This window comes from Cupriavidus metallidurans CH34, assembly GCF_000196015.1.
Lineage (GTDB): Bacteria > Pseudomonadota > Gammaproteobacteria > Burkholderiales > Burkholderiaceae > Cupriavidus > Cupriavidus metallidurans.
Map to the genome: position 1 here is coordinate 3,088,684 of NC_007973.1, position 20,461 is coordinate 3,109,144.

The following is a 20,461-nucleotide window of genomic DNA, read 5'->3' on the forward strand; positions in this document are numbered from 1 at the left end:
GGATTGAGCGGCAAAATAAGACAAGGTGGGTCACATTGACGCTATTTGCTATCGATGCCCTGAAATTCGGAGTCACAGTGGCTCTATATGCCGGCATATACGGAGTTGCCGTGTCAATGTGACCCAGAATTGCGGAAAAAATATGCAATATAGGGTCACATTGACGCAGCGAGCGATGCCAATTGGGTCACCTTGACCTTGATCTTCAGCGGTGGACGCCGTTGCGGGCCTCGATCACCCGGCGGGAAAAATTGGATCTTTTTTTGATGTGTAGCTTTTATTTAACACCCATTCCAACACCAGATATTCGGCGCACTACGCATTTGGAAACCATGCGATTTGTAATAGTGATCGAATCGCAGTTCCTTGCTACGTTCTTGTTTCTTTTTGTCTGCGAAGCCAACATCAACGCGAGAGTGCCTCGCTTGCATGACGCCTCCATAGGTCGCAATTAACATATACGTTAATTGATCGAGGCGCGTGACAATGCGCGAAGTACATCAAAAAGCGACCGAGGCCGCTTCGGCGTGGGTCCGCTGCGGGTCAGGGAGTCTGCAACGCAGTGACATCATCCGTTCCATCGAATCGCCCGAAAGGACGTTATGACTGATTTTGAGACTACAACCTGCTACCACTGCGACGCCGAAGGTACGGGGCGGGAACATGTGCCGCCCAAATGCCTGTTCCCGAAGGGAGGCGACTGGTCGAGATTGATGACAGTGCCGTCCTGCGTGACGCACAACAACGCCAACTCGAAGGCAGACGAATACCTGAAGTTCGGCGGTTTCAAGTGCGAAGCGCAACACCCCTTGGTTATTGAACAGGAAGCCGGTCCGTGGGATTGGCCAGAACCTGAGCGAGGACTTGTAGCGGGGAGTGCCAGTTCAGGGTTTTGCGCGGGCGGCCGTTGAGGCTGTCGGCGATGGCGTCAAGTTCCTCCTGCGAGTAGACGGACAGGTCGGTGCCCTTGGGTAAGTACTGGCGCAGCAGACCATTGGTGTTCTCACAGGTGCCGCGCTGCCAGGGGCTGTGCGGGTCGCAGAAGTACACTCGCACGCCAGTGGCGGCGCTCAGTTCGGCGTGCCTGGCCATCTCTCGACCCTGGTCGTAGGTCAGGGTCTGGCGCAGCGGCGCCACCAGGGATTGCAGCTTCCCGGTAAAGCCGGCCAGAGCCGATGCAGCGGTGGCGTCTGGCATCTTGACCAGCAGTACGGCGCGGCTCATGCGCTCAACCAGCACGCCTACGGCGGATTGGTTGCCCGCCCCCTTGATGAGGTCGCCCTCCCAGTGCCCGGGCATCAGCCTGTCGTTCACCTCGGGCGGGCGCACGTGAATGCTGACCATGTCGGGAATCTGGCCGCGCCGGTCGGTTCCACGCGAGCGCGGCAGACGCTTGGTTCGGGCCTGTCGCAAGCAGGCGATGAGCTGGCGGCGCAGCTCACCCCGCGGGTATGCGTAGATGGCGTTGTAGATGGTCTCGTGGGACACGTTGAGGTCGGGTTGGTCAGGAAAGGCCCGCTTGAGCGTAGCGGAGATTTCCTGGGGCGACCACTTCTGATCGAGGAAGTGGCGCACCACGCCCCACAATACGCCATCAGGAGCGAGCTTAGCGACCGGACGGCTGGCCTTGAGGCGTTGCGTACGGCAGGCTTGTGCGCTCATTGCGCCATAGCCGCCACGGGCGGTGGCATTGCGGCGAAGCTCACGCATCAGTGTCGAAGGCGCGCGGCCAAGCCTGCGGGCCATGGCCCGCAGGCTGACATCTTCTGCCTTCCAAATCTCGATGCGCATGCGTTCTTCGGGTTGTAGTTGTTGGTACTTCGTTCTCGTCATTCACCACACCTTACCGAATGGCAAGGTGTTGCACTTCAGATTTGAGGCCGCCTTCTTATTAGGTGCGAGCGCCTCGAACATCCCCAGTGCGATCACGAGCGGCGCAGCTAGGAGCGTCGTCAGGCTTGCGAGAAGGAACAGCAGCAACTTGCATCGCTACGGCGTCCGATGGCACAGCAAGGCGCTGGTGATAGAGAAAGACTTCCCGCTCAATTTCGAACTTCTGAGCGCATGCCTGGAAAAGGTAGCGCGAGCGCTCTATTTCCATCACCACCGTGGACAGCGAAAGCTCTTCGGCAACTTGAAAGTCTGTCCGCTGTTCATTCCCGTCGAGCCACGGGTCACCCCAGAACTCGCATTGGCACTCTCCAAGGTTCGGGCAAAGACGGACCTAGATTTCGAGCAGCTACCTAGGCTCGGCCCGCACCAAGAGATATTCGCGTACCAGGTCATTGAGACACCGAACATCGTCGCCGTCAACATGGAATTCTACGGCGCACACCGGGCGTCGGTGATGGGTGGGGTGCCGGCAGCGGCGCGACCGTCGTCATAATCGATAAGACCGCAGCGATGGAAACGGGCCGATCCGCGTATGGTCATCGTATCGTATCAAATACGATACGAAATACGATACGAAATACGATACGAAATACGATATGGAACCATCAAATTCACCCAGTCAAGTCAGTGCATGCGGCAAAAACAGGGCAGATGCATCAGTTGAACAATCCTTCAGGGTGGTCGATTCACGGCCCAGCCGGATCGTCCCTTCGGGCCGCCGCTCTCCCCGCGCCTGCGCCGCGGGTCCCCGTGCGGCTCGATCCGGGCGCGGCGGCGCGCGCGACGCCGCCCTGGTAATCGACGGCAATGGCTTGCAGGGAAGGGCTCGCATTGACTTTCTATCTCACTAGGGCAAGCCCCTGCGGGGCGCGTCAGGCCCGAAGGGCAAGTCTCGCGAGGAGGCGGTGTGCAACTGCGGGACCCCGGCCAGCGAGCCGGGGCTGTCCACGCGCAAGTGTGGGCAGCGCAGTTGTGCACGGGCGGGCGCGGGTGGACCACAGCGCGCGGCACAAGGTGTGTCGTGATGATCCGAGTGTGCTTGCGATTGCAAAGTGGAGTTATCCACAGCGGCGCGTCCTCTAACTACTAGTTTTTACAGGAAATTATTAAAGGCAGAACTACAGGAGGAACCCCGATGCCCTTGTAGTAGAGTGCCTTGCGGGTAAGTCTTCTGATCGTTTATGCGTGCGCATCTGACCGTTCATGCGTGGCTAGGCAAGTCTCTTCTGACCGTTCATGCGCAATTTACTGACTGTTAATGCGCGAAGAATTTGTGGAAATCGCCGACTTATCCACAGCCGAGGAAGATAGGTCTGCCTCCCTCAATCTTTACCCTCCACCACTATCTCCGTACTACATAAACCGTATTTATTCGTATTATTGCGTATTATAGCGCCGCAAAAATTTCAAAGTTTTAAAATATATATTGACCGCGACTCACGCATTTCATACAGTCGCCGTTGTTACCAGTAACGCGAGAGAAATGAATGGCCAGAACTTCTGCAGAGCGGCAGGCAGCATATCGCTCGCGACGGTTAACAGCAGGAGACAATGGCAACGGAGAGCGTCGCCTAAACATGTGGATAACGACCGAAGCTGACTTGGCGCTAGGGCGATTGGCTAGACGTTACGCAGTAACGAAAAGAGCCATGCTAGAGCGGCTAGTTGTGACTGCGGACGCCGACATTCATAGCCATCTCGATATTGACTCTGCAGAATGGACGGAATACTTCGGCGTTATGAGGTAGCTCGCCAGCTCAATCGCTGCACTGAGAACATTCGCGCCGACACGTCCCGGCTGCAGATGGTGAACGTCTATGGGGCATCTCCCAGAAACGCGCAGCTAGTTTTGAAAGCGGTCTGTGCCAGGCGGCTACCTGGCACAGACCTACCACAACCCACCTGTAAGAGAGGTGCGACATGGCTACTCCCATTATATCTACCACCCTGCTTGAAGATGTGCTGTGCACGGCGGCACCCGACCTAGTCGATGCTCAGCCTGCCGACACCAAAGCACTTGTAGCAGTGTTGCGACCGGCTCTAAATCTTGTCGTTAAATCCCACCGAACCCCGTCTCGGGTGCCAATTGTGATTGCGAGCCAGCGCGCTCGGATCGCCGCATGCTCGACGGCCGTGGCCGCCTTCGACTTGTTTGTGTCAAACATGACGGATGTCTAGGAGAGGCCGATGAACGTGGCGGAGCTAATTGAGATCCTGCGGAGCTATCCGGAGGATGCAAGGGTTGTAGTACAAGGATATGAGTTCGGATTTGACGACATCACGTCGACGGCTCGACAACCTCTGTCTATCGGAGCAAATTTGAATCCGCGCCCCGGTCTCGGAGGTGCCCAAGTGGTTCCAGCGGAATATGGGGCTGGGGCCCATGATTCACCGGTCGCAGGCGAACCTCCGGACGAAATCGCAGTGTATCTAAGAGGGGCGGTTCGACGGTAGCCTCGTCGGACGCGGTCCCTCGTGTGGACATCCGCCCTGGCGGGCGGGACCGCGGGACAAGCCATGCACAGCAGATGGACAACCCTACGGATTGCCCGCGCGCTAGGCACTGCTTGCCCCACTTGCCCCGCGCCCCTATCGTGATGCGACGCTGTTTCCCACCGAGGTCTGCTATGCGCGAATATCAATCCCGAACCATCCAAGAGCTGGCTGCGTGTACCTGTGACCGCTGCCAGCGTCGCCTGACTCCTGATGGGCCTGGCGAATGGCAAGAGCGACTGTCGTTTGAGCACTCCTGCGGTTTCGATTCGGTGTTCGGCGACGGCAATACAGTCAGCCTCGATCTATGCCAGCACTGTGTGCGGGAAGTGCTCGGCCAGTGGCTACGAATCACGCCACCAGCGGACATTGATGTATTCGGGCTGTGGAGGGGCAAAAGAATCGAGAGTGCTTGGGATGCTCCGCCTTCAAGCGAGGAAAGGCCGCGTGAACCTCGCGAGCCGGAGAAGTTCGCCAAGTTTGGGCCAGACTTCATGGCCGAAGGCCGTGGCGAGCACGAGCAAGTTGAGAGGGGGAAAGCAGCTCGCCGATTCAGAGGACTTAAAGGTCGAGTGCGGGTGAAGCACAGCTTTGGTGCGCCATTGTCTATTGGCGGCACAAAGACGCCGAAGAAGCGGCCATGACCCGCGACGGCCTGCAATCTATGGCCTCACCGATCCGACCACCACGCATGCCTATCTCAGATAACGCTGGAATTTACCAAGGTGAATGTATATGGGGAACACAAACACATGGAAGGCCAGGCTTCAAGATGCGGGCAACGGCAGCGTGGACCGAATCTTGGAACTGCCGGATGAGGTCATGGCCGTAATGGGCTGGGGTATCGGCGACGAACTGGAACTAGTCCCGTCGGGGAAAGGCGAAATCCGACTGCGCAAGGTCTGTCCGGCTGAAGAGTCCGACTACAGCCGCCATCTCGGTGTGACATATGCCCTGCTGCTACAACTCCGCGAGGTGACGGCGGAGCGTGACGCCAACAAGCTGACAGAGATTGCCAGCTCCATCGATTGGAGCGCCATTGCGAGCGAGTTTGAGACCGTCGCCGGGCGCTACCGCTCCGCGGTATTTCGGCATGGTCGGCGCATCATCCGCAACCTGCGCCGGCCCTACATGCTTTATCACGACTGCACTGAGCTTGCGATCCAGGTAGATATGCTTAGCAGCGCAATCGAAGACTCCCCATCATTGCGGGCCACTGCAGAAAAGGCTCTAGAAGAGGCCTATCACGCTGTTCTGAGCCGGGAGACGCTGCGTGGTCGTCCACCCCAAGGCGCACCTGCAGCGTCGCCCTGGCCAACCCTCGAAGCACTAATGGAGGCCGCCGAAGACAAGCGGCGACGAGGCCACGCGCTGCAGGCCGCCGCTCATACAGGTTACCTTAACGGTCAGCGCGTTTTTCTAGAGTAATGATTCCGAAACGGGAAGGGGCATGGGGAGCGCCTGAGTCGATGCTCAAACCGTTGAACTGGAGTAACGAAGATAGAAATCCACTCAATCCATAATGAACGCGACTACCAGGAAGCGTTGCAGATCGTATCTGGCCTAGTTGATGTTGACCCGGCACCTGGCTCACCGGATGGAGATCGCCTCGAAGTTCTGGCCACCCTGGTTGAACGCTACGAGGCGGTGCATTTTTCGCTGGACCTTCTCGATGCCTCAACGCTATCGTTCCCGAAGCGATGAGGCTGGCGCTGCTGGTTCGTGCTTCCAGCGATGATCTGAGCCCAGGCCAGCGGGGTGTGCCCACTGTGTCGCGGCCAGCAGGTGATGACCTGTGAGGACCACAACAACCTAAAGAGGTCCTTCGCAAAGTGCGGCACTTTGTGGCTGCCAAGCCCCGCTCGCGGCCCTCGAACAACGCCGGATATCGTGCTTCTAGCGATGGAGGATCTCGCCGCAGGCCTTTCGTGCTTCTACCGATGGGCCTCTCGCAACCCGCTGATGTCGTGTTTCTCCCGATGGTCCAGGCGGGCCTCGGAGGAACGAACGGTGAATGTCTATGGGGCAGAGTGGTTTGCCTGGTGCTGCGCCCTCAACAGCTTCTCACCGAACACGAACGGCAACAGGCCGACAATACTCATGGCATCGTCCAGGGCACGATGATGGGTGCCCGCGATAGTTTGGCCCGCGAGTTGGCAGGCTTTTGCCATGCCCACTTCCTTTCCGATCTTCTGCGCCTTCGCGAATAGCCTCTTCCCGTTTTGGTGTGGTAGCGCAATCGGTTCGGCAATCCGGTACCGGGCGGAGTCTCGCAAAAGCTGCCGGGCATCCCAAGCACCCCAGCTGACCCAGATCGACCCCGGCATCTGGTACCGCTCGACGAACTGGCGCAGCTGCTCTGCCGCCACCGTGAACAACGGGGCATCATCGACGTCGCTTTGACTAATGCCGGTCAGGTTGGTAAAGAACGCGGTGAGCTGGGGATTCACGACCGGTCGAACGAACGACTGAAAGTGATCGAGCACGGTGCCGTTGCCCCGGACCCAGACCGCACCGATTTCTGCCGTCTCCATCTCCCATCCTGCCGCCATGTCCTCCGAGCACGTCGCCTCAAGGTCCACTACCAGCACAGGGGCGTTCATAGCTGCCGCGCCGCCAGGCCCTGAGAACTCGCCGCTTGATTCATTTTCTGAGCTAGCCATTCAGCCCTGAGGTGGCTGTAATTTTTTAGAACCTGCAGCGTCTTGTGCCCCGTGATCGATGCTGCCTCAATACGTCCTAGCCCCAGCTCAAAGAGCCTGCTAGTTGCTTCATGCCGTAAGTCGTGAAATCTGAGCCCTTCAATGGAAGCCCGCTCGCACGCGAACTCCCAGATTGCCCGCAACGCCGCTGTTTTGATTGGGAACACAGGGCCTCCTTTCAGCGGGCGTGGCATCGCACCTAGAATTTCGCACGCGGTAGCATTCAGCGGCACAATTCTCGGCTCTCCGTTTTTAGTGTCATGCAGCATGGCCGTTCCATGCGTGTCGGCGATCCGCAGGTCCTTCCATTCCAGCGCAAGCAATTCCCCTTGGCGCATCGCAGTTTCGATGGCTAACCGAACCAGCGGAACAACAATGGCCGCCTGCCGAGCCTTCGCAAGTTCCCTTAGAAGACGCTGCTCCTCCCCCTCTTCTAAACGTCGCTTTCGAGATTTCCCGTGCGACGGCAACTCAATGTCGGCAACAGGATTTGCAACTGCCATTCGCCAGCGCTTGCGAGCAATAGTGAAGACGTGCGAGAGAAGTGCAACCAGCTTTCGCTTGGTCGCGTCAGAGAGCGGCTGGCCCTGCAATGGCCCTGGCTGGTCTCGCTTCAAATCCTTGAGAAAGGCCGTAACGTCATCTGCGGTAATCCTGTAAAGGCTCATCTTCGCCAGCTTGCTCCGTTTGAGCCGGGTGATCTTGTGCGCCTCCGACTCAGCCGACTTCTTCTTGGCGGATACCTCTTTCTCGTATCTATCCAGGGCCAGCGACAGCGTGGCAGCCTTAACCTCGTGGCGTTTCACCCGTGCATCCAAGACGCGCCGCGCGTCGGGATCGAGTGCCAAGGCAGCACGCTTACTGTTTCTATAGGCTCGGGCCTCATCCAGTGTGTCAAAGGTACCCGTGACGCGGTGGCCATCGACCATGAGTTTGACCTGAAAGGAGTACGGGCCACGCTGGTAGATGCCACTTTCAATCGCCCTGCTTTTTCCCATTTTTTCCCAGAAATTCGATCCACATTTGTGTAAATCATTGTACACAAAGGTTAAGCAGGAAGTAACGCAGGGGACTCAAAATCCCCCGCCGCAAGGCGTGTCGGTTCGAGTCCGACCCCGGGCACCAACTCCCCCATCGATTCCATTGCCAACCTATCCACCGCCAGCGTGGAGGATCCAGGCATGGCGAAACCGACGCTCCAGTCTTCGACCTTGCCCTTGGCATTGTCCGGGTTGCCCCTGGCGCTGGCATCGGTGCTGGAATGACCATCGCTGCCCATCAGGCTCAGGTGCCCCCGGCCCGTGGCGGTCTGGCTACCTTCCCACTTGCCAACCGCGTATAGCCCGCCGGAGGCCGGCTTGTCGCTGTCCCGGTCGAAGCCCTGCTCTTCCACGTACTGCGGCTCACCGAGCCGATCGTGCAGGCTGTGCACGAATACGTAAGACATATCCCGCTGGCGCAAAGGCGCATCCGTTGCTTATTCTTCTACCGTGCGATCGAGCGGGCCCGTCGAAGACCCGCCGGCACGAACAATCCTCGAAAACTGCAACACAGGGAATGAAGATGATCCGACTTACCGCCACAACCGCGGCCGTCGCCTGCGCCGCACTACTGGCTGGCTGCGCCGGCGCCAATATGGATAGCCTCACCCAGGCTGGCACCAGCATGTTCTCGGCCGCCACACTCAGTGATGCCAACGTCAAGCAACTGTCCGACCAGTCCTGCGCCCAGATGGACAAGCAGAACACGCTGGCCACGCCGGACAGCACCTATTCGAAACGGCTCGTGAAAATCATGAGCGGTCTGCAGAACACCGGGCTGCCGCTCGATGCGAAGGTCTACATGACCAAGGATGTCAACGCGTGGGCCATGGCCAATGGTTGCGTGCGGGTCTATAGCGGGCTGATGGACATGATGAGTGACGACGAAGTACGCGGCGTGCTCGGTCACGAGATCGGCCACGTGGCGCTGGGCCATACCAAGTCGGCAATGCAGGTGGCCTATTCCACCGCCGCCGCGCGTGGACTGCTCGGTTCGACGGGCAACGCCACGTTGACCGCGCTGTCGTCGTCGCAGTTGGGCGCGCTCGGCGAGCAGCTCGTCAATGCGCAGTTCTCGCAGCGGCAGGAGAGCCAGGCCGATGACTACTCGTTCGACCTGCTCACCAAGAACGGCGCCAACCGCCAGGCGCTTGTCACGGCATTCCAGAAACTGGCCAAGCTCGATGGCGGCCAGTCGAGCATGCTGAGTTCGCACCCCGGTTCGGCTGCGCGCGCACAGCATATTCAGGACCGGATCGCCAGCGGGAAGTAGTCTCGCGCTCCCAGGCGCGGGAGCGGGTGTGGAGGTTCAGGATGCGACGTACGGCATATTGAACCGCTGGCCCCCGCTCCTCTCCCGCAAGCGGGAGAGGAACGAACACCGCAGGCGCATCAGCGCGCTTCGACAAACGCCAGCATCGTCTCCAGCATCTTGCGGATAGCGGGCTGGATCGCGGCGGCCTTGGCCTCGCTGTACGCGAACGGGTACACCTCTTCCATGTAGGACGACTGCGTCTGCTCAAGCTGGACCGCGTGCACGCCCTGTGCCGGGTTGCCATACTGGCGCGTGATATACCCGCCCTTGAAGCGGCCATTGAGCACCGCGGTATGGTTCGGCACCGCGTCGGCGATCGCGATCAGTTCGGCTGCCAGGCCAGCATCACAGCTCTTGCCATCGGCCGTGCCCAGGTTGAAATCCGGCAGCTTGCCTTCGAAAAAGCGCGGCAGCATCGAGCGGATCGAATGCGCTTCCCAGAGGCCAATCGTCCCATGCTCGGCACGCAGACGCGCCAGCTCTTCCTGCAACGCGTTGTGGTACGGGTGCCAGACTGCGCCACGGCGCAGCGCGACTTCCGCATCGTCCGGCCCGTTCGTGCCATCGGCGTAGATCGGCGTCTTGTCGAACGTATCGACCGGGCACAGGCCCGTGGTGTCCTGGCCCGGGTACAGATTCTGGTTATCGGGCGGGCGGTTCAGGTCGATGACATAGCGCGAGTGCGTGGCCATCAGGATCGACGCGCCCAGTTCGCGCGCGCATTCATAGACGCGATCCATGTGCCAGTCGGTGTCCGGCACGGTGCGGGCCTCTGGCGTCAGGCGCTCGGCCAGTTTCGCGGGAAGATGGGTGCCAACGTGCGGCATCGACACCAGCAGCGGGCGTGTGCCGCGATGCAGGGTGAAAGCGGGGATATCGGTGGTGAAGGACATCGTTGTCTCTGGGGCTTCGGGATTGCAGTCCAGGCTCGGTCGGCCTGGCTCAGTCGGCCAGCAGGCGAGCACGCGCCTCGGCGAACAACCGGCCCGCCTCCGCCTGTTGCGGATGCACGCCATGCTGCACGCGGCACATGCCGCCGGTGCGGACTTCCGCTAGTGTCTCATGTCCGTGGCTGGCAAACACGTGCGTGGCCAACGCGCGCGAGCCGTCCAGGCCAGCCAGCGTCGGATGATTGCCATCCAGCACGACGAAGTCGGCACGCTGGCCCACTGCCAGCCCCGCCACCGGACGCGCCGACGCGCGCGCGCCGCCAGCCACGGCATCGAGCCAGACCAGATCCGCCACCTGCGGATGCCGCGCCGATGCCAGCACATTGCGCCGCTGCATGGCCAAGCGCTGGCCATATTCGAACAGGCGCAGTTCCTCGGCCACGCTCACGCTGGCATGGCTGTCCGAGCCGATGCCCCATGCGCCGTTCTGCGCAAGGTACGGCGCCGCGTCGAACACGCCATCGCCAAGGTTCGCCTCGGTGGTCGGACAGATGCCCGCCACCGCGCCGCTGTGCGCCAGGCGCCGGCGTTCGTCCCAGTCCATGTGCGTGGCATGGACCAGGCACCAGCGCGCATCCACCGGCGCGTGATCGAGCAGCCACTGCACGGGACGCACGCCCGTGGTCGCCAGACATTCATCCACCTCTTTCTGCTGTTCGGCGATGTGGATGTGCACGGGCGCCGTCGCGTCCATCGCGTGCAGGTGCGCGACGGCCTGGGCCAGGCTGTGCGGCGGCACGGCACGCAGAGAATGCGGCGCGAGGCCGAGTCGCGCCCCATAGGCCGCGCAGTGGGGCGCGAGCTTTTCCAGCAGCGCCAGCATCGCATCGGTATCGTTGAGGAAGCGTCGCTGGTCATCCTGCGGAGGCTTTCCGCCGAAGCCCGCTGTCTGATACAGCACCGGCAGCAGCGTCATGCCTATGCCCGCCGTCTGCGCCGCGCGCAACAGCCGCAGCGACATCTCCGCCGGATCGGCATACGGCTTGCCATCGACATCGTGATGAACGTAGTGAAACTCGCACACGCTCGTATAGCCCGCGCTCAGCATCTCGATGTAGAGCTGGGTCGCGATGGCCTCCAGCGCATCGGGTGACAAGCGCAGCGCGAAACGGTACATCAGCGCCCGCCAGCTCCAGAACGAATCGCCACCGGCCGGGTCAGCGGTCTGGCTGACACTGCGGTACTCGGTGAGCCCCGCGAATCCGCGCTGGAACGCATGGGAATGGAGATTCGGCATCCCGGGCAATACCGGGCCTGCCGCTTGCGATTCTCCGGGGGCAGGTGCCACATCCGTCGTGACCGACGTAAGCACCCCGTGGGCGTCCCATTGCAGCCGTACATTGCGTGCCCACCCGCCGGGCAACAACGCGTGCGGCGCAAACAAGCTTGTCACTGCGGTCATCGTTGCCAACCTTCTCCCTTGCGGAATACCCGCCCTCGCCGCACGACGGCGGCGCATGGATTGCGGCCGAACCAGTACGCAAGCTCGGCCGGCGACGCGACCTGCCACAGCACGAAATCGGCGGCGCGATCCACCGCCAGCAGGCCATGCCGGTCGGCCGCGCCGAGCGCGCGCGCCGCGTGTGTCGTCACACCGGCCAGCACCTCGGGCACCGTCATGCGGAATATCGTGCAGCCCATGTTCATCATCAGCAGCAGCGAGGTGGTGGGCGACGTACCTGGATTGTGATCGGTCGAGATCGCCATCGGCACGCCATGCTTGCGCAGCAGCGCCAGCGGCGGCAGTTGCGTATCACGCAGGAAATAGTACGCCCCGGGCAGGAGCACGGCCACGGTACCCGCTTCGGCCATCGCCACCACACCGGCCTCGTCGAGATGCTCGAGGTGATCGGCCGAGATCGCCTTGTGGCGCGCTGCCAGCGCCGCGCCGCCCAGGTTGCTCAGTTGCTCGGCATGGAGCTTGACCGGCAGGCCGTGGCGCGCGGCGGCCTCGAACACGCGCGTGGTCTGCGCGATCGAGAAGCCAATGCCCTCACAGAACGCGTCGACCGCATCGACAAGCCCTTCCGCAGCCAGCGCCGGCAGCATCGTCTCGCAGACCAGCTCGATGTACGCGTCGGCGCGGCCGGCGTACTCGGGTGGCAGCGCATGAGCGCCAAGGAACGTCGTATGGACGGCGACGCCATAGGTCTCGCCAAGCTGGCGCGCCACACGCAACTGCTTGCGTTCAGCTTCCAGCGACAGGCCATAGCCCGACTTGATCTCGATCGCGGTCACGCCTTCCGCGAGCAGCGGCTCGAGCCGCGCGGACGCCTGCGCGAACAGCGTGGCTTCGTCCGCCTCGCGCGTGGCGCGCACCGTGGACACAATGCCGCCTCCCGCGCGCGCAATCTCTTCGTAGCTTGCGCCGGCCAGCCGCATCGCGAACTCGTCGGCACGCTGCCCGCCATAGACCAGATGGGTATGGCAATCGACCAGTCCTGGCGTGATCCACGCGCCGTTGGCGTCGTGCCGCGGCAAATGGCGATATACGTCGGGCAGCGCGGCGAATGCGCCGAGCCATGCGATGCGGCCCTGCTCGACGACGATGGCGCCATCACGAATCGCCTGCGCCGGATCGGCGGCGGGCAGCAGATGGCAGTGATGCCAGACGCCGTCGGCTGACGGCGCTTCGTTGAATTTCATCGGACCGGTTCCTTATGCAAGGCCACGCGCAGACACAGCGCGGACATCTCATCGTGAATCATCGTGACGGCCGGCGCTCCGGGCACCATCACGATGCCGTCGCCAGCCGTCATGTGCTGGCCGTCGCCACAATCCCATGCGCCGCGCAGCACCAGGATCAGCACCGTGGCGTCGGTGGGGTCGGCGGTGAACGCCTGACGCATCAGTCGAACCTCCGCGCGGCAAACGCCGCGACGCGTCATGACATTGAAGTCGCGCGTCGGGCCGTCAACCAGCGTCGCGTGGACGGCGCTATCGCCGGAAAATGCGAACGGCTCGCCGAGGTGCCTGAGCTTGTGGCAAAACGAATCGTCGTGAGCCTGCAGATGCACGCCAGCCCCGTCGATCAGCACGATCTGTCGGTCGATACCCGGAAACGCCGAGAACGGCCCGTCCATGGCGATATCGGCCACGCTGATGCGCCAGTCGAACGTATCCATGCCCGCGCCCGGCGGCCATACGGCGATTTCGCGCGTGGTGCCGCCACCGTTCTTCCACGGCGTCGGCACGATCCTGTCGAGTCCAAACTTCATGTACGGTTCACCATCGGCAGATTCAGTCCCTTTTCCTTCGCGCATTCGATGGCGGATTCGTAGCCGGCATCGGCATGACGCATCACACCGGTGGCAGGATCGTTCCACAGCACGCGTTCGATGCGCTTGGCCGCGGCGTCCGTACCATCGCAAACGATCACCACGCCAGCATGTTGCGAGAAGCCCATGCCAACACCGCCGCCGTGATGCAGGCTGACCCACGTGGCGCCGCCAGCCGTGTTCAGCAGCGCGTTGAGCAGTGGCCAATCAGACACGGCGTCGGAGCCGTCACGCATCGCCTCCGTCTCGCGGTTCGGTGATGCCACCGAGCCGCAGTCGAGGTGATCGCGGCCGATCACGACGGGCGCCTTCAGTTCGCCAGACTTCACCATTTCATTGAAGGCCAGGCCCGCGCGATGGCGCTCGTCGAGACCAACCCAGCAGATGCGCGCGGGCAAGCCCTGGAACGCGATGCGGTCGCGCGCCATGTCGAGCCAGCGGTGCAGGTGCTTGTCCTCCGGGAACAGTTCCTTCATCTTGGCGTCGGTCTTGTAGATATCCTCGGGGTCGCCGGAGAGCGCCACCCAGCGGAACGGCCCCTTGCCGCGGCAAAACAGCGGACGGATATACGCCGGCACGAAGCCGGGGAAATCGAAGGCGTTCTTCACGCCTTCGTCGAACGCCACCTGACGGATGTTGTTGCCGTAGTCGAGCGTGGGCACGCCCATCTGCTGGAACGCGAGCATCGCCTCCACATGCTTGACGATCGACGTACGCGCGGCCGCTTCCACGGCCTTTGGATCGCGCTGGCGCAGGTCCTCCCATTGCGCCACGGTCCAGCCCTCTGGCAGGTAGCCATTGACGAGATCATGGGCGGAAGTCTGGTCGGTGACGATGTCCGGCCGCATACCGCCGGCCTGCGCGCGACGCACCAGTTCCGGCACGATCTCTGCGGCATTGCCGAGCAGCCCCACCGAGATCGCCTGGCCATTTTTCGTGGCCTCGGCAATCATCGCCAGCGCTTCATCGAGCGTGGTGGCCTTCTTGTCGAGATAGCGCGTGCGGATGCGGAAATCGATGCGCGATTCCTGGCATTCGATCGCCAGCACACAAGCACCGGCCAGCACGCCGGCCAGCGGCTGCGCGCCACCCATCCCGCCCAGGCCAGCGGTCAGGATCCACTTGCCGGTCAGGTCGCCGTTGTAGTGCTGGTTGCCTGCTTCGGCAAAGGTCTCGAACGTGCCCTGCACGATGCCCTGCGTGCCGATGTAGATCCACGAGCCAGCAGTCATCTGACCGTACATCATCAGCCCGGCGCGATCGAGTTCGTTGAACTTGTCCCAGTTTGCCCAGTGCGGCACCAGGTTCGAGTTGGCGATCAGCACACGCGGCGCATCGGCATGGGTGCGGAATACCCCGACGGGCTTGCCCGACTGCACGAGCAGCGACTCGTCTTCGCCCAGGCGGCGCAGGCAGTCGAGAATCGCGTCGAAGCACTCCCAGTTGCGCGCGGCCTTGCCAATGCCGCCATAGACCACCAGATCCTGCGGGCGCTCCGCCACGTCGGGGTCGAGGTTGTTCTGGATCATGCGATAGGCGGCTTCGATCAGCCAGTTCTTGCAGTGAAGCTGGCTGCCATGCGGCGCGCGGATCTCCCGCGGGCCACGCAGCGTCTGGGTGAATTGGTGTTCGTTGGCGTTCATGGTCGGTCCCGGGATGGATGAAGGCTGCTCGAATGGAGAATGGAGAATGGACTAGCGGTTCACGAAGCTCATGCGCCGACGTTCGTCGGCAAGATCTCCCGCACGGCGTCAGGCCAGCCCGCGCCCGCATCGCCTTGAACCACCCACTGCTTCATGGCCTCGATGTCCGGCGCGAGATAGCGATCGGCTTCGACGAACGCCACGCGCGCGCGGATACGCGCCAGTTCCTGCTCCACCAGCGGCGACGACTTGAGCGGTCGATGAAATTCGATACCCTGCGCGGCGGCCATCGCCTCGATGCCGACGATCACAGCGGTGTTGGCCGCCATCTCGCCCAGGCGGCGCGCGCCGTAGGTGGCCATCGACACATGGTCCTCCTGGTTGGCCGAAGTGGGCAGGCTGTCCACGCTGGACGGATGGGCCAGCGACTTGTTCTCGGACGCCAACGCCGCGGCCGTGACCTGCGCGATCATGAATCCGGAGTTCAGGCCGCCATCGCGCACCAGGAACGGCGGCAGGCCCGACAGGCCGGTGTCGAGCAGCAGCGCAAGGCGGCGTTCCGAGATTGCGCCGATCTCGGCGATCGCCAGTGCGATGATGTCGGCGGCAAAGGCCACCGACTCCGCGTGGAAGTTGCCGCCGGAGACCACATCACCCTGTTCGGAGAACACCAGCGGATTGTCGGATGCCGCGTTGGCTTCGATGCGCAGGATGCGGGCGGCATGGGTCAGGTTGTCCAGGCACGCGCCCATCACCTGCGGCTGGCAGCGGATCGAGTACGGGTCCTGCACCCGGCCGCACATCTTGTGCGAGTCGACGATCTCGCTGCCATCAAGCATCGCGCGTGCCGCGCCGGCCACGGCGATCTGGCCCGCCTGGCCGCGTGCCGCGTGAATGCGAGCATCGAACGGCTTGACCGATCCCTTGATCGCTTCGAGCGACAGCGCGCCCGCCACCAGTCCGGCCGCGAAGGCGTCCTCCGCGGCGAACAGGCCGGCCAGGGCCAGAGCGGTGGAAACCTGCGTGCCGTTGAGCAGCGCCAGACCTTCCTTCGGGCCCAGCGTGAAGGCGGCGAGCCCCGCATGGACCAGACCCTGCGCAGCCGGCACGCGCTGGCCGTCGACATACACATCGCCCACGCCGATCAGCGTGCAGGACATATGGGCCAGCGGCGCCAGATCGCCCGATGCGCCGACCGAGCCCTTGGCGGGGATGCACGGCGTCACGCCGTGGTTGGCCAGCGCCAGCAGCGCTTCGATCAGTTCGGGGCGCACGCCCGAATGCCCACGCGCGAGGCTGACAGCCTTGATGGCCAGGATCAGCCGCACGGTATCGACGGACAGGTCGGAGCCCGTACCCACGCTGTGCGAGAGCACCAGATTGCGTTGCAGTTCGGCGAGCTTGTCGTGCGCGATGCGCGACTGGGCAAGCTTGCCGAAGCCGGTATTGATGCCATAGACCACCGCGTCGGCGTCGATGATGTCCTGCACGGTGGCCTGCGCGGCACGCACGCCGGCCCACGCCGACTCCGCCATCGCCAGTCGCACTTCGCCACGATGGATGCGGCGCAGGTCATCCAGCGACACGTGGCCGGGGTTCAGCGTCAGGAGCGGTCGGGAATCTTGGGTCATCGTCATTCTCTGCTTGCTTGTCGGTCTTGGATAAAGACCTTGTATGGGCCTGTCTATACAGGTTAGTCGAAAAATAAGCCCGATGACCAGCTGTTGCTGGCCTCAGGCGCAAATATCAGCCGAAGGCAGGATTGCCGTCGGCACGGAAGCGGCTGCCAAGCCGGTAGCGGTTGCCCGGGTGCAGGCAACGCACGAACGTCACCGGCACGCCGTTGGTCCATGTGCGGCGCGTCAGCAGCAGGCACGGCTGCGTCGGGGGCATCTCAAGCTGCGCCGCCTGCTCGGGCGTGGCGGAGATCGCATCGACCACATGCTCCACCTGGTCGTACGGCACATTGCGCAACAGGTATTCGCCGGGCTTGGTGCCGCTGAAATCCTGGTTGATGAAATCTGGCGCCACGCGCGGGTTCACGTAGCGGTCTTCGAGCTGAACTGGCACGCCGTCCTCGCGATGCACACAAACCGAGTGGTACACCGACTCGCCCGTGTGCAACTCCAGTGCGGCGGCGACCTCGATCGGCGCGGAGACGCGCTCCACCAGGATCACGTCGCACGCGTAGTCATGCCCACGCATACGGATCTCGTCCTGCAGGTTGACCACGGAAAGCAGCGTCGACTGCGGCTTCTGCTCGGCCACGAACGTCCCCACACCAGCCACGCGCACCACCCTGCCCTGCTCCGACAATTCGCGCAGCGCGCGATTGACCGTCATCCGCGATACCGAGAAGCGGTTCACGAGCTCCTGCTCGGACGGCACGCGGTCACCGGGTTTCCACACGCCGCTCTGGATCTGGCGCGCGATGTATTCCTTGACCTGCCGATATAGCGCGGCAGGCGCGGTGGCGTTGGTCGGGGTGGGTGCCTGGCTGGCGGACTGGTTCATGGTCTCAATGCTCGGCCGAGGCCATGGCTTCGGCGCGAATCTCCTCGGTCAGCCGTGCCTTCAGCGCGGAGAACTCGGGAGAGGTCTTGATCGTGTAGTGGCGCGGATGGGGGAAGTCCACCGCGATTTCGCTCTTGATCCGACCCGGCCGCGCGGAGAACACCGCCACCCGGTTGGCCATGAAGATGGCCTCGTCGATATCGTGCGTGACGAATAGTACCGTCTTGCGTGCGGACTCCCAGATGCCCAGCAGCAGTTCCTGCATCAGCACACGGGTCTGGTTGTCGAGCGCGCCGAACGGCTCGTCGAGCAGCAGGATCTTCGGATCGTTGGCCAGCGCCCGCGCAATTGCCGTGCGTTGCTGCATCCCGCCGGAGAGCTGCTTCGGATAGTGATGCTCGAAGCCGCGCAGCCCCACGCGCGCCATGAAGAAGTCGCTGCGCTCCTTCTGCGCGGCCTCGCTCATGCCGCGCTCGCGCAGCCCGAAGCGCACGTTCTGCTCGATGGTCAGCCACGGAAACAGCGTGTACGACTGGAACACCATGCCACGGTCCGCGCCCGGGCCGGCCACCGGCTGGCCATCGAGCAGCACGCGGCCCCCGCTGGGCGTATCAAGCCCCGCCACGATGCGCAGCAACGTGGATTTGCCGCAGCCCGATGGGCCGAGGATCGTCACGAAATCGTTGTCGCGTACTTCGAAATCCACGGGCAACAGCGCCTGCGTGGAGCCGCCGCGCGGATTCTCGAACGTGCGGGAGACCTGCTGGATCGACAGCGCGCTCATTTGATCGAACTCCACGGGAACAGGCGCTGGTTGGCCTGCTTGAAGACGAGGTCCGACACCAGCCCGATGCAGCCGATGACGATGATGCCGAAGATGATCTGTCCGGTATTCAGCAGTGCCTGGCTGTCCGTGATCATGTGGCCGATGCCTGACGACGAGCCGATCAGCTCAGCCACGATCACATAGGTCCAGGCCCAGCCGAGCACCAGACGCAGCGTCTCGGCGATATCGGGCGCGGCGCCCGGAATCAGCACGCGCCGCACGATGCCACGCGGCGTGGCGCCCAGCGTGTAGGCCGCTTCCACCAGATCCTTGCGCGCGCCGCCCACCGTCACCGCCACCATCAGCACGATCTGAAAAAACGAGCCGATGAAGATCACCAGCAGCTTCTGCGTCTCGCCGATACCTGCCCACAGGATCAGCAGCGGAATAAACGCCGACGCCGGCAGGTAGCGGCAGAACGAGACGAACGGTTCGAAGAACGCTTCCGCTGCCTTGTACGCGCCCATGAAGATGCCGAGCGGCACGGCCAGCAACGCGGCCAGCACGAACCCGCCCACCACGCGCCACACGGTCATGCCGATATCGCCGATGAAGCCGTACTGCGTGAAGAGCCTCCAGCCTTCATGCGCCATCGTCAGCGGATCGGCCAGGAACGTGCGCGACACGAAGCCGCCCAGCGTGGCGACGGCCCACACCGCGAAGAACGCGACGAAGAACGACATGCCAAGCAGCCAGCGCGCGCGGGGCGATACCGGCACCAGCGGCGACATCCACGGATGGCGCGCGCGCCGCGCGGGCGCGCCCTGCGCCTCGATCGGCGCGGGCACGCGGGCAGCGGCCGCGGTGGTTGGCGTGGAGGCTTGCGACATGGCCGGGGACTCCGTCTTACTTGAGGAAGCGTGCGTCATAGATCGCCGTCACATCCGGCACCTGGCGAATCACGCCGATGTCCATCAGCACGCCGGCGGCTTCCTTGCTGAAGCTGGCCAGCTCACCACTGAAGAACTTGCGGTTGGCGTCCTTGTCCTGCCAACGCAGGTACGCCGCGGATTTCGCGAACTGCTCGCCGGTCTGCTTGACCGCCGCGCCCATGATCTCGTTGGCCTTGTCCGGCTCCTTGCGGATCATCTCGAGCGCTTCGAAATAGCTATCCACCAGCGCCTGCGCGGCCTTGGGATTGTCCTTGAGCCACTTCGGCGCGCAGCCGAGCGTATCGGTCACCATCGGGTAGTCGAGCGTGGTGGCCAGGATCTTGCCCTTGTCCGGGTTCGCGCGCACCGTCGACAGATACGGCTCGTACGTCATCGCGCCGTCGTTCTGGCCGGCCACGAATGCCTGGGCGGCAGCCTGTGGCGACAGCGTGGTCACCTTGACGTCCTTCAGCGTCATGCCGTTTTTCTTGAGCATCCAGGCCAGGCCGAAATACGGCGCGGTGCCGGGCGCGTCGACGCCGATGGTCTTGCCCTTCAGGTCCGCAAAGCTCTTGACGTCGCTGCGCACGGCCAGGCCGTCCGCGCCATAGGACTTGTCGAGCTGCACGATCTGCGTGATCGGCACCCCATTGGCATTCCACGCCACATGCGTTTCCACCGTGGTCGCCGCGCACTGGATCGCACCCGACGCCAGCGCAAGGTGGCGGTCCTTCTGCGGAATCATCTTGATGTCCACGTCAACGCCATGCTTCTTGAAGATGCCGGCCTTGTCGGCCAGTGTCAGCGGCGCGAAGCCGGTCCATCCACTCATGCCGAGCACAACCGGCGTGTTATCCGCATGGGCGGTGGCGGCGGCGGAAGCCGCGAGGGCAAGAATGGCGGTGACTGCGTGGCGTTGCAGCGACATGCGTCGG

Annotated in this window: 17 protein-coding genes and 1 pseudogene; 4 read left to right on the plus strand and 14 right to left on the minus strand. The window is 62.8% G+C overall.

Features of this window, described 5'->3' with window-relative positions; genetic code table 11:
• Nucleotides 1-813: 813 nt before the first annotated feature.
• Complete coding sequence (locus RMET_RS14250; protein WP_011239917.1) at nt 814-1,833, minus strand: IS30-like element IS1086 family transposase; 1,020 nt, start codon at nt 1,831-1,833, stop codon at nt 814-816.
• A gap of 148 nt (nt 1,834-1,981) precedes the next feature.
• Here RMET_RS14250 and RMET_RS14255 point away from each other — a divergent pair, with 148 nt between their 5' ends.
• From RMET_RS14255 to RMET_RS33965, 3 genes and pseudogenes are all read left to right on the plus strand, one after another.
• On the plus strand, nt 1,982-2,386 hold the full coding sequence (locus RMET_RS14255; RefSeq protein WP_011517403.1) for a hypothetical protein: 405 nt from the start codon (nt 1,982-1,984) through the stop codon (nt 2,384-2,386).
• 2,434 nt (nt 2,387-4,820) lie between these two features.
• A pseudogene (locus RMET_RS34525) lies at nt 4,821-4,919 on the plus strand (AbrB family transcriptional regulator); the annotation flags it as partial.
• A gap of 202 nt (nt 4,920-5,121) precedes the next feature.
• A complete protein-coding gene (locus RMET_RS33965; RefSeq protein ID WP_011517405.1) occupies nt 5,122-5,814 on the plus strand; it encodes a hypothetical protein in 693 nt (230 codons plus the stop codon).
• Nucleotides 5,815-6,404: 590 nt separating this feature from the next.
• On the opposite strand, the gene RMET_RS14270 is transcribed toward RMET_RS33965, so the two are convergent.
• From RMET_RS14270 to RMET_RS33970, 3 genes are all read right to left on the minus strand, one after another.
• Nucleotides 6,405-6,989, minus strand: a complete 585-nt coding sequence (locus tag RMET_RS14270; RefSeq protein WP_011517406.1) for a 3'-5' exonuclease — start codon at nt 6,987-6,989, stop codon at nt 6,405-6,407.
• Complete coding sequence (locus RMET_RS14275; RefSeq protein WP_157139111.1) at nt 6,986-8,017, minus strand: site-specific integrase; 1,032 nt, start codon at nt 8,015-8,017, stop codon at nt 6,986-6,988. The genes RMET_RS14270 and RMET_RS14275 overlap by 4 nt, the downstream gene beginning before the upstream one ends.
• Nucleotides 8,018-8,136: 119 nt before the next feature.
• Nucleotides 8,137-8,535 carry a hypothetical protein gene (locus RMET_RS33970; RefSeq protein ID WP_196776400.1) on the minus strand — a complete coding sequence of 133 codons (399 nt, stop codon included), beginning with the start codon at nt 8,533-8,535 and terminating at the stop codon, nt 8,137-8,139.
• A gap of 116 nt (nt 8,536-8,651) precedes the next feature.
• Between RMET_RS33970 and loiP the strand changes: the two genes are divergently transcribed.
• Nucleotides 8,652-9,401, plus strand: coding sequence for a metalloprotease LoiP (loiP, locus tag RMET_RS14285; RefSeq protein ID WP_011517408.1), 750 nt, complete (start codon nt 8,652-8,654; stop codon nt 9,399-9,401).
• A gap of 119 nt (nt 9,402-9,520) precedes the next feature.
• Here the strand turns inward: loiP and hutG are convergent, their stop codons facing one another.
• The 10 genes from hutG to RMET_RS14335 all read right to left on the minus strand — a co-directional run bounded on the left by hutG (nt 9,521) and on the right by RMET_RS14335 (nt 20,454).
• On the minus strand, nt 9,521-10,336 hold the full coding sequence (gene hutG, locus RMET_RS14290) for an N-formylglutamate deformylase (RefSeq protein WP_008644124.1): 816 nt from the start codon (nt 10,334-10,336) through the stop codon (nt 9,521-9,523).
• 49 nt (nt 10,337-10,385) lie between these two features.
• Nucleotides 10,386-11,795, minus strand: a complete 1,410-nt coding sequence (locus RMET_RS14295; protein ID WP_011517409.1) for a formimidoylglutamate deiminase — start codon at nt 11,793-11,795, stop codon at nt 10,386-10,388.
• On the minus strand, nt 11,792-13,039 hold the full coding sequence (gene hutI, locus RMET_RS14300) for an imidazolonepropionase (RefSeq protein ID WP_011517410.1): 1,248 nt from the start codon (nt 13,037-13,039) through the stop codon (nt 11,792-11,794). Before hutI ends, RMET_RS14295 begins: the two co-directional genes overlap by 4 nt.
• Nucleotides 13,036-13,611, minus strand: coding sequence for a HutD/Ves family protein (locus RMET_RS14305; protein ID WP_011517411.1), 576 nt, complete (start codon nt 13,609-13,611; stop codon nt 13,036-13,038). Before RMET_RS14305 ends, hutI begins: the two co-directional genes overlap by 4 nt.
• Nucleotides 13,608-15,314 (minus strand): urocanate hydratase, encoded by a 1,707-nt coding sequence (hutU, locus tag RMET_RS14310; protein WP_011517412.1) that lies wholly within the window; start codon nt 15,312-15,314, stop codon nt 13,608-13,610. Before hutU ends, RMET_RS14305 begins: the two co-directional genes overlap by 4 nt.
• Nucleotides 15,315-15,382: 68 nt before the next feature.
• Nucleotides 15,383-16,951: a histidine ammonia-lyase gene (hutH, locus tag RMET_RS14315; protein WP_011517413.1), complete on the minus strand. Its 1,569-nt coding sequence runs from the start codon at nt 16,949-16,951 to the stop codon at nt 15,383-15,385.
• A gap of 109 nt (nt 16,952-17,060) precedes the next feature.
• Nucleotides 17,061-17,828, minus strand: a complete 768-nt coding sequence (hutC, locus tag RMET_RS14320; RefSeq protein WP_011517414.1) for a histidine utilization repressor — start codon at nt 17,826-17,828, stop codon at nt 17,061-17,063.
• A gap of 4 nt (nt 17,829-17,832) precedes the next feature.
• Nucleotides 17,833-18,612 carry an ABC transporter ATP-binding protein gene (locus tag RMET_RS14325; protein ID WP_008644773.1) on the minus strand — a complete coding sequence of 260 codons (780 nt, stop codon included), beginning with the start codon at nt 18,610-18,612 and terminating at the stop codon, nt 17,833-17,835.
• A complete protein-coding gene (locus tag RMET_RS14330) occupies nt 18,609-19,484 on the minus strand; it encodes an ABC transporter permease (protein ID WP_011517415.1) in 876 nt (291 codons plus the stop codon). Before RMET_RS14330 ends, RMET_RS14325 begins: the two co-directional genes overlap by 4 nt.
• A gap of 16 nt (nt 19,485-19,500) precedes the next feature.
• The gene (locus RMET_RS14335) at nt 19,501-20,454 is read right to left on the minus strand and encodes an ABC transporter substrate-binding protein (RefSeq protein ID WP_011517416.1); all 954 of its coding nucleotides are present in this window, start codon (nt 20,452-20,454) and stop codon (nt 19,501-19,503) included.
• Between the last annotated feature and the right edge of the window lie 7 nt (nt 20,455-20,461).

What these genes read in the sequence shown, in the direction of transcription:
- RMET_RS33970 (WP_196776400.1), bottom strand. Translation starts at nt 8,535, where the DNA reads ATGTCTTACGTATTCGTGCACAGCCTGCACGATCGGCTCGGTGAGCCG.
- hutU (WP_011517412.1), bottom strand. Translation starts at nt 15,314, where the DNA reads ATGAACGCCAACGAACACCAATTCACCCAGACGCTGCGTGGCCCGCGG.
- RMET_RS14305 (WP_011517411.1), bottom strand. Translation starts at nt 13,611, where the DNA reads ATGAAGTTTGGACTCGACAGGATCGTGCCGACGCCGTGGAAGAACGGT.
- RMET_RS14250 (WP_011239917.1), bottom strand. Translation starts at nt 1,833, where the DNA reads ATGACGAGAACGAAGTACCAACAACTACAACCCGAAGAACGCATGCGC.
- RMET_RS14295 (WP_011517409.1), bottom strand. Translation starts at nt 11,795, where the DNA reads ATGACCGCAGTGACAAGCTTGTTTGCGCCGCACGCGTTGTTGCCCGGC.
- loiP (WP_011517408.1), top strand. Translation starts at nt 8,652, where the DNA reads ATGATCCGACTTACCGCCACAACCGCGGCCGTCGCCTGCGCCGCACTA.
- RMET_RS14330 (WP_011517415.1), bottom strand. Translation starts at nt 19,484, where the DNA reads ATGTCGCAAGCCTCCACGCCAACCACCGCGGCCGCTGCCCGCGTGCCC.
- RMET_RS14270 (WP_011517406.1), bottom strand. Translation starts at nt 6,989, where the DNA reads ATGAACGCCCCTGTGCTGGTAGTGGACCTTGAGGCGACGTGCTCGGAG.
- hutH (WP_011517413.1), bottom strand. Translation starts at nt 16,951, where the DNA reads ATGACGATGACCCAAGATTCCCGACCGCTCCTGACGCTGAACCCCGGC.
- RMET_RS14275 (WP_157139111.1), bottom strand. Translation starts at nt 8,017, where the DNA reads ATGGTCGATGGCCACCGCGTCACGGGTACCTTTGACACACTGGATGAG.
- hutG (WP_008644124.1), bottom strand. Translation starts at nt 10,336, where the DNA reads ATGTCCTTCACCACCGATATCCCCGCTTTCACCCTGCATCGCGGCACA.
- hutC (WP_011517414.1), bottom strand. Translation starts at nt 17,828, where the DNA reads ATGAACCAGTCCGCCAGCCAGGCACCCACCCCGACCAACGCCACCGCG.
- RMET_RS14325 (WP_008644773.1), bottom strand. Translation starts at nt 18,612, where the DNA reads ATGAGCGCGCTGTCGATCCAGCAGGTCTCCCGCACGTTCGAGAATCCG.
- RMET_RS14335 (WP_011517416.1), bottom strand. Translation starts at nt 20,454, where the DNA reads ATGTCGCTGCAACGCCACGCAGTCACCGCCATTCTTGCCCTCGCGGCT.
- hutI (WP_011517410.1), bottom strand. Translation starts at nt 13,039, where the DNA reads ATGAAATTCAACGAAGCGCCGTCAGCCGACGGCGTCTGGCATCACTGC.
- RMET_RS33965 (WP_011517405.1), top strand. Translation starts at nt 5,122, where the DNA reads ATGGGGAACACAAACACATGGAAGGCCAGGCTTCAAGATGCGGGCAAC.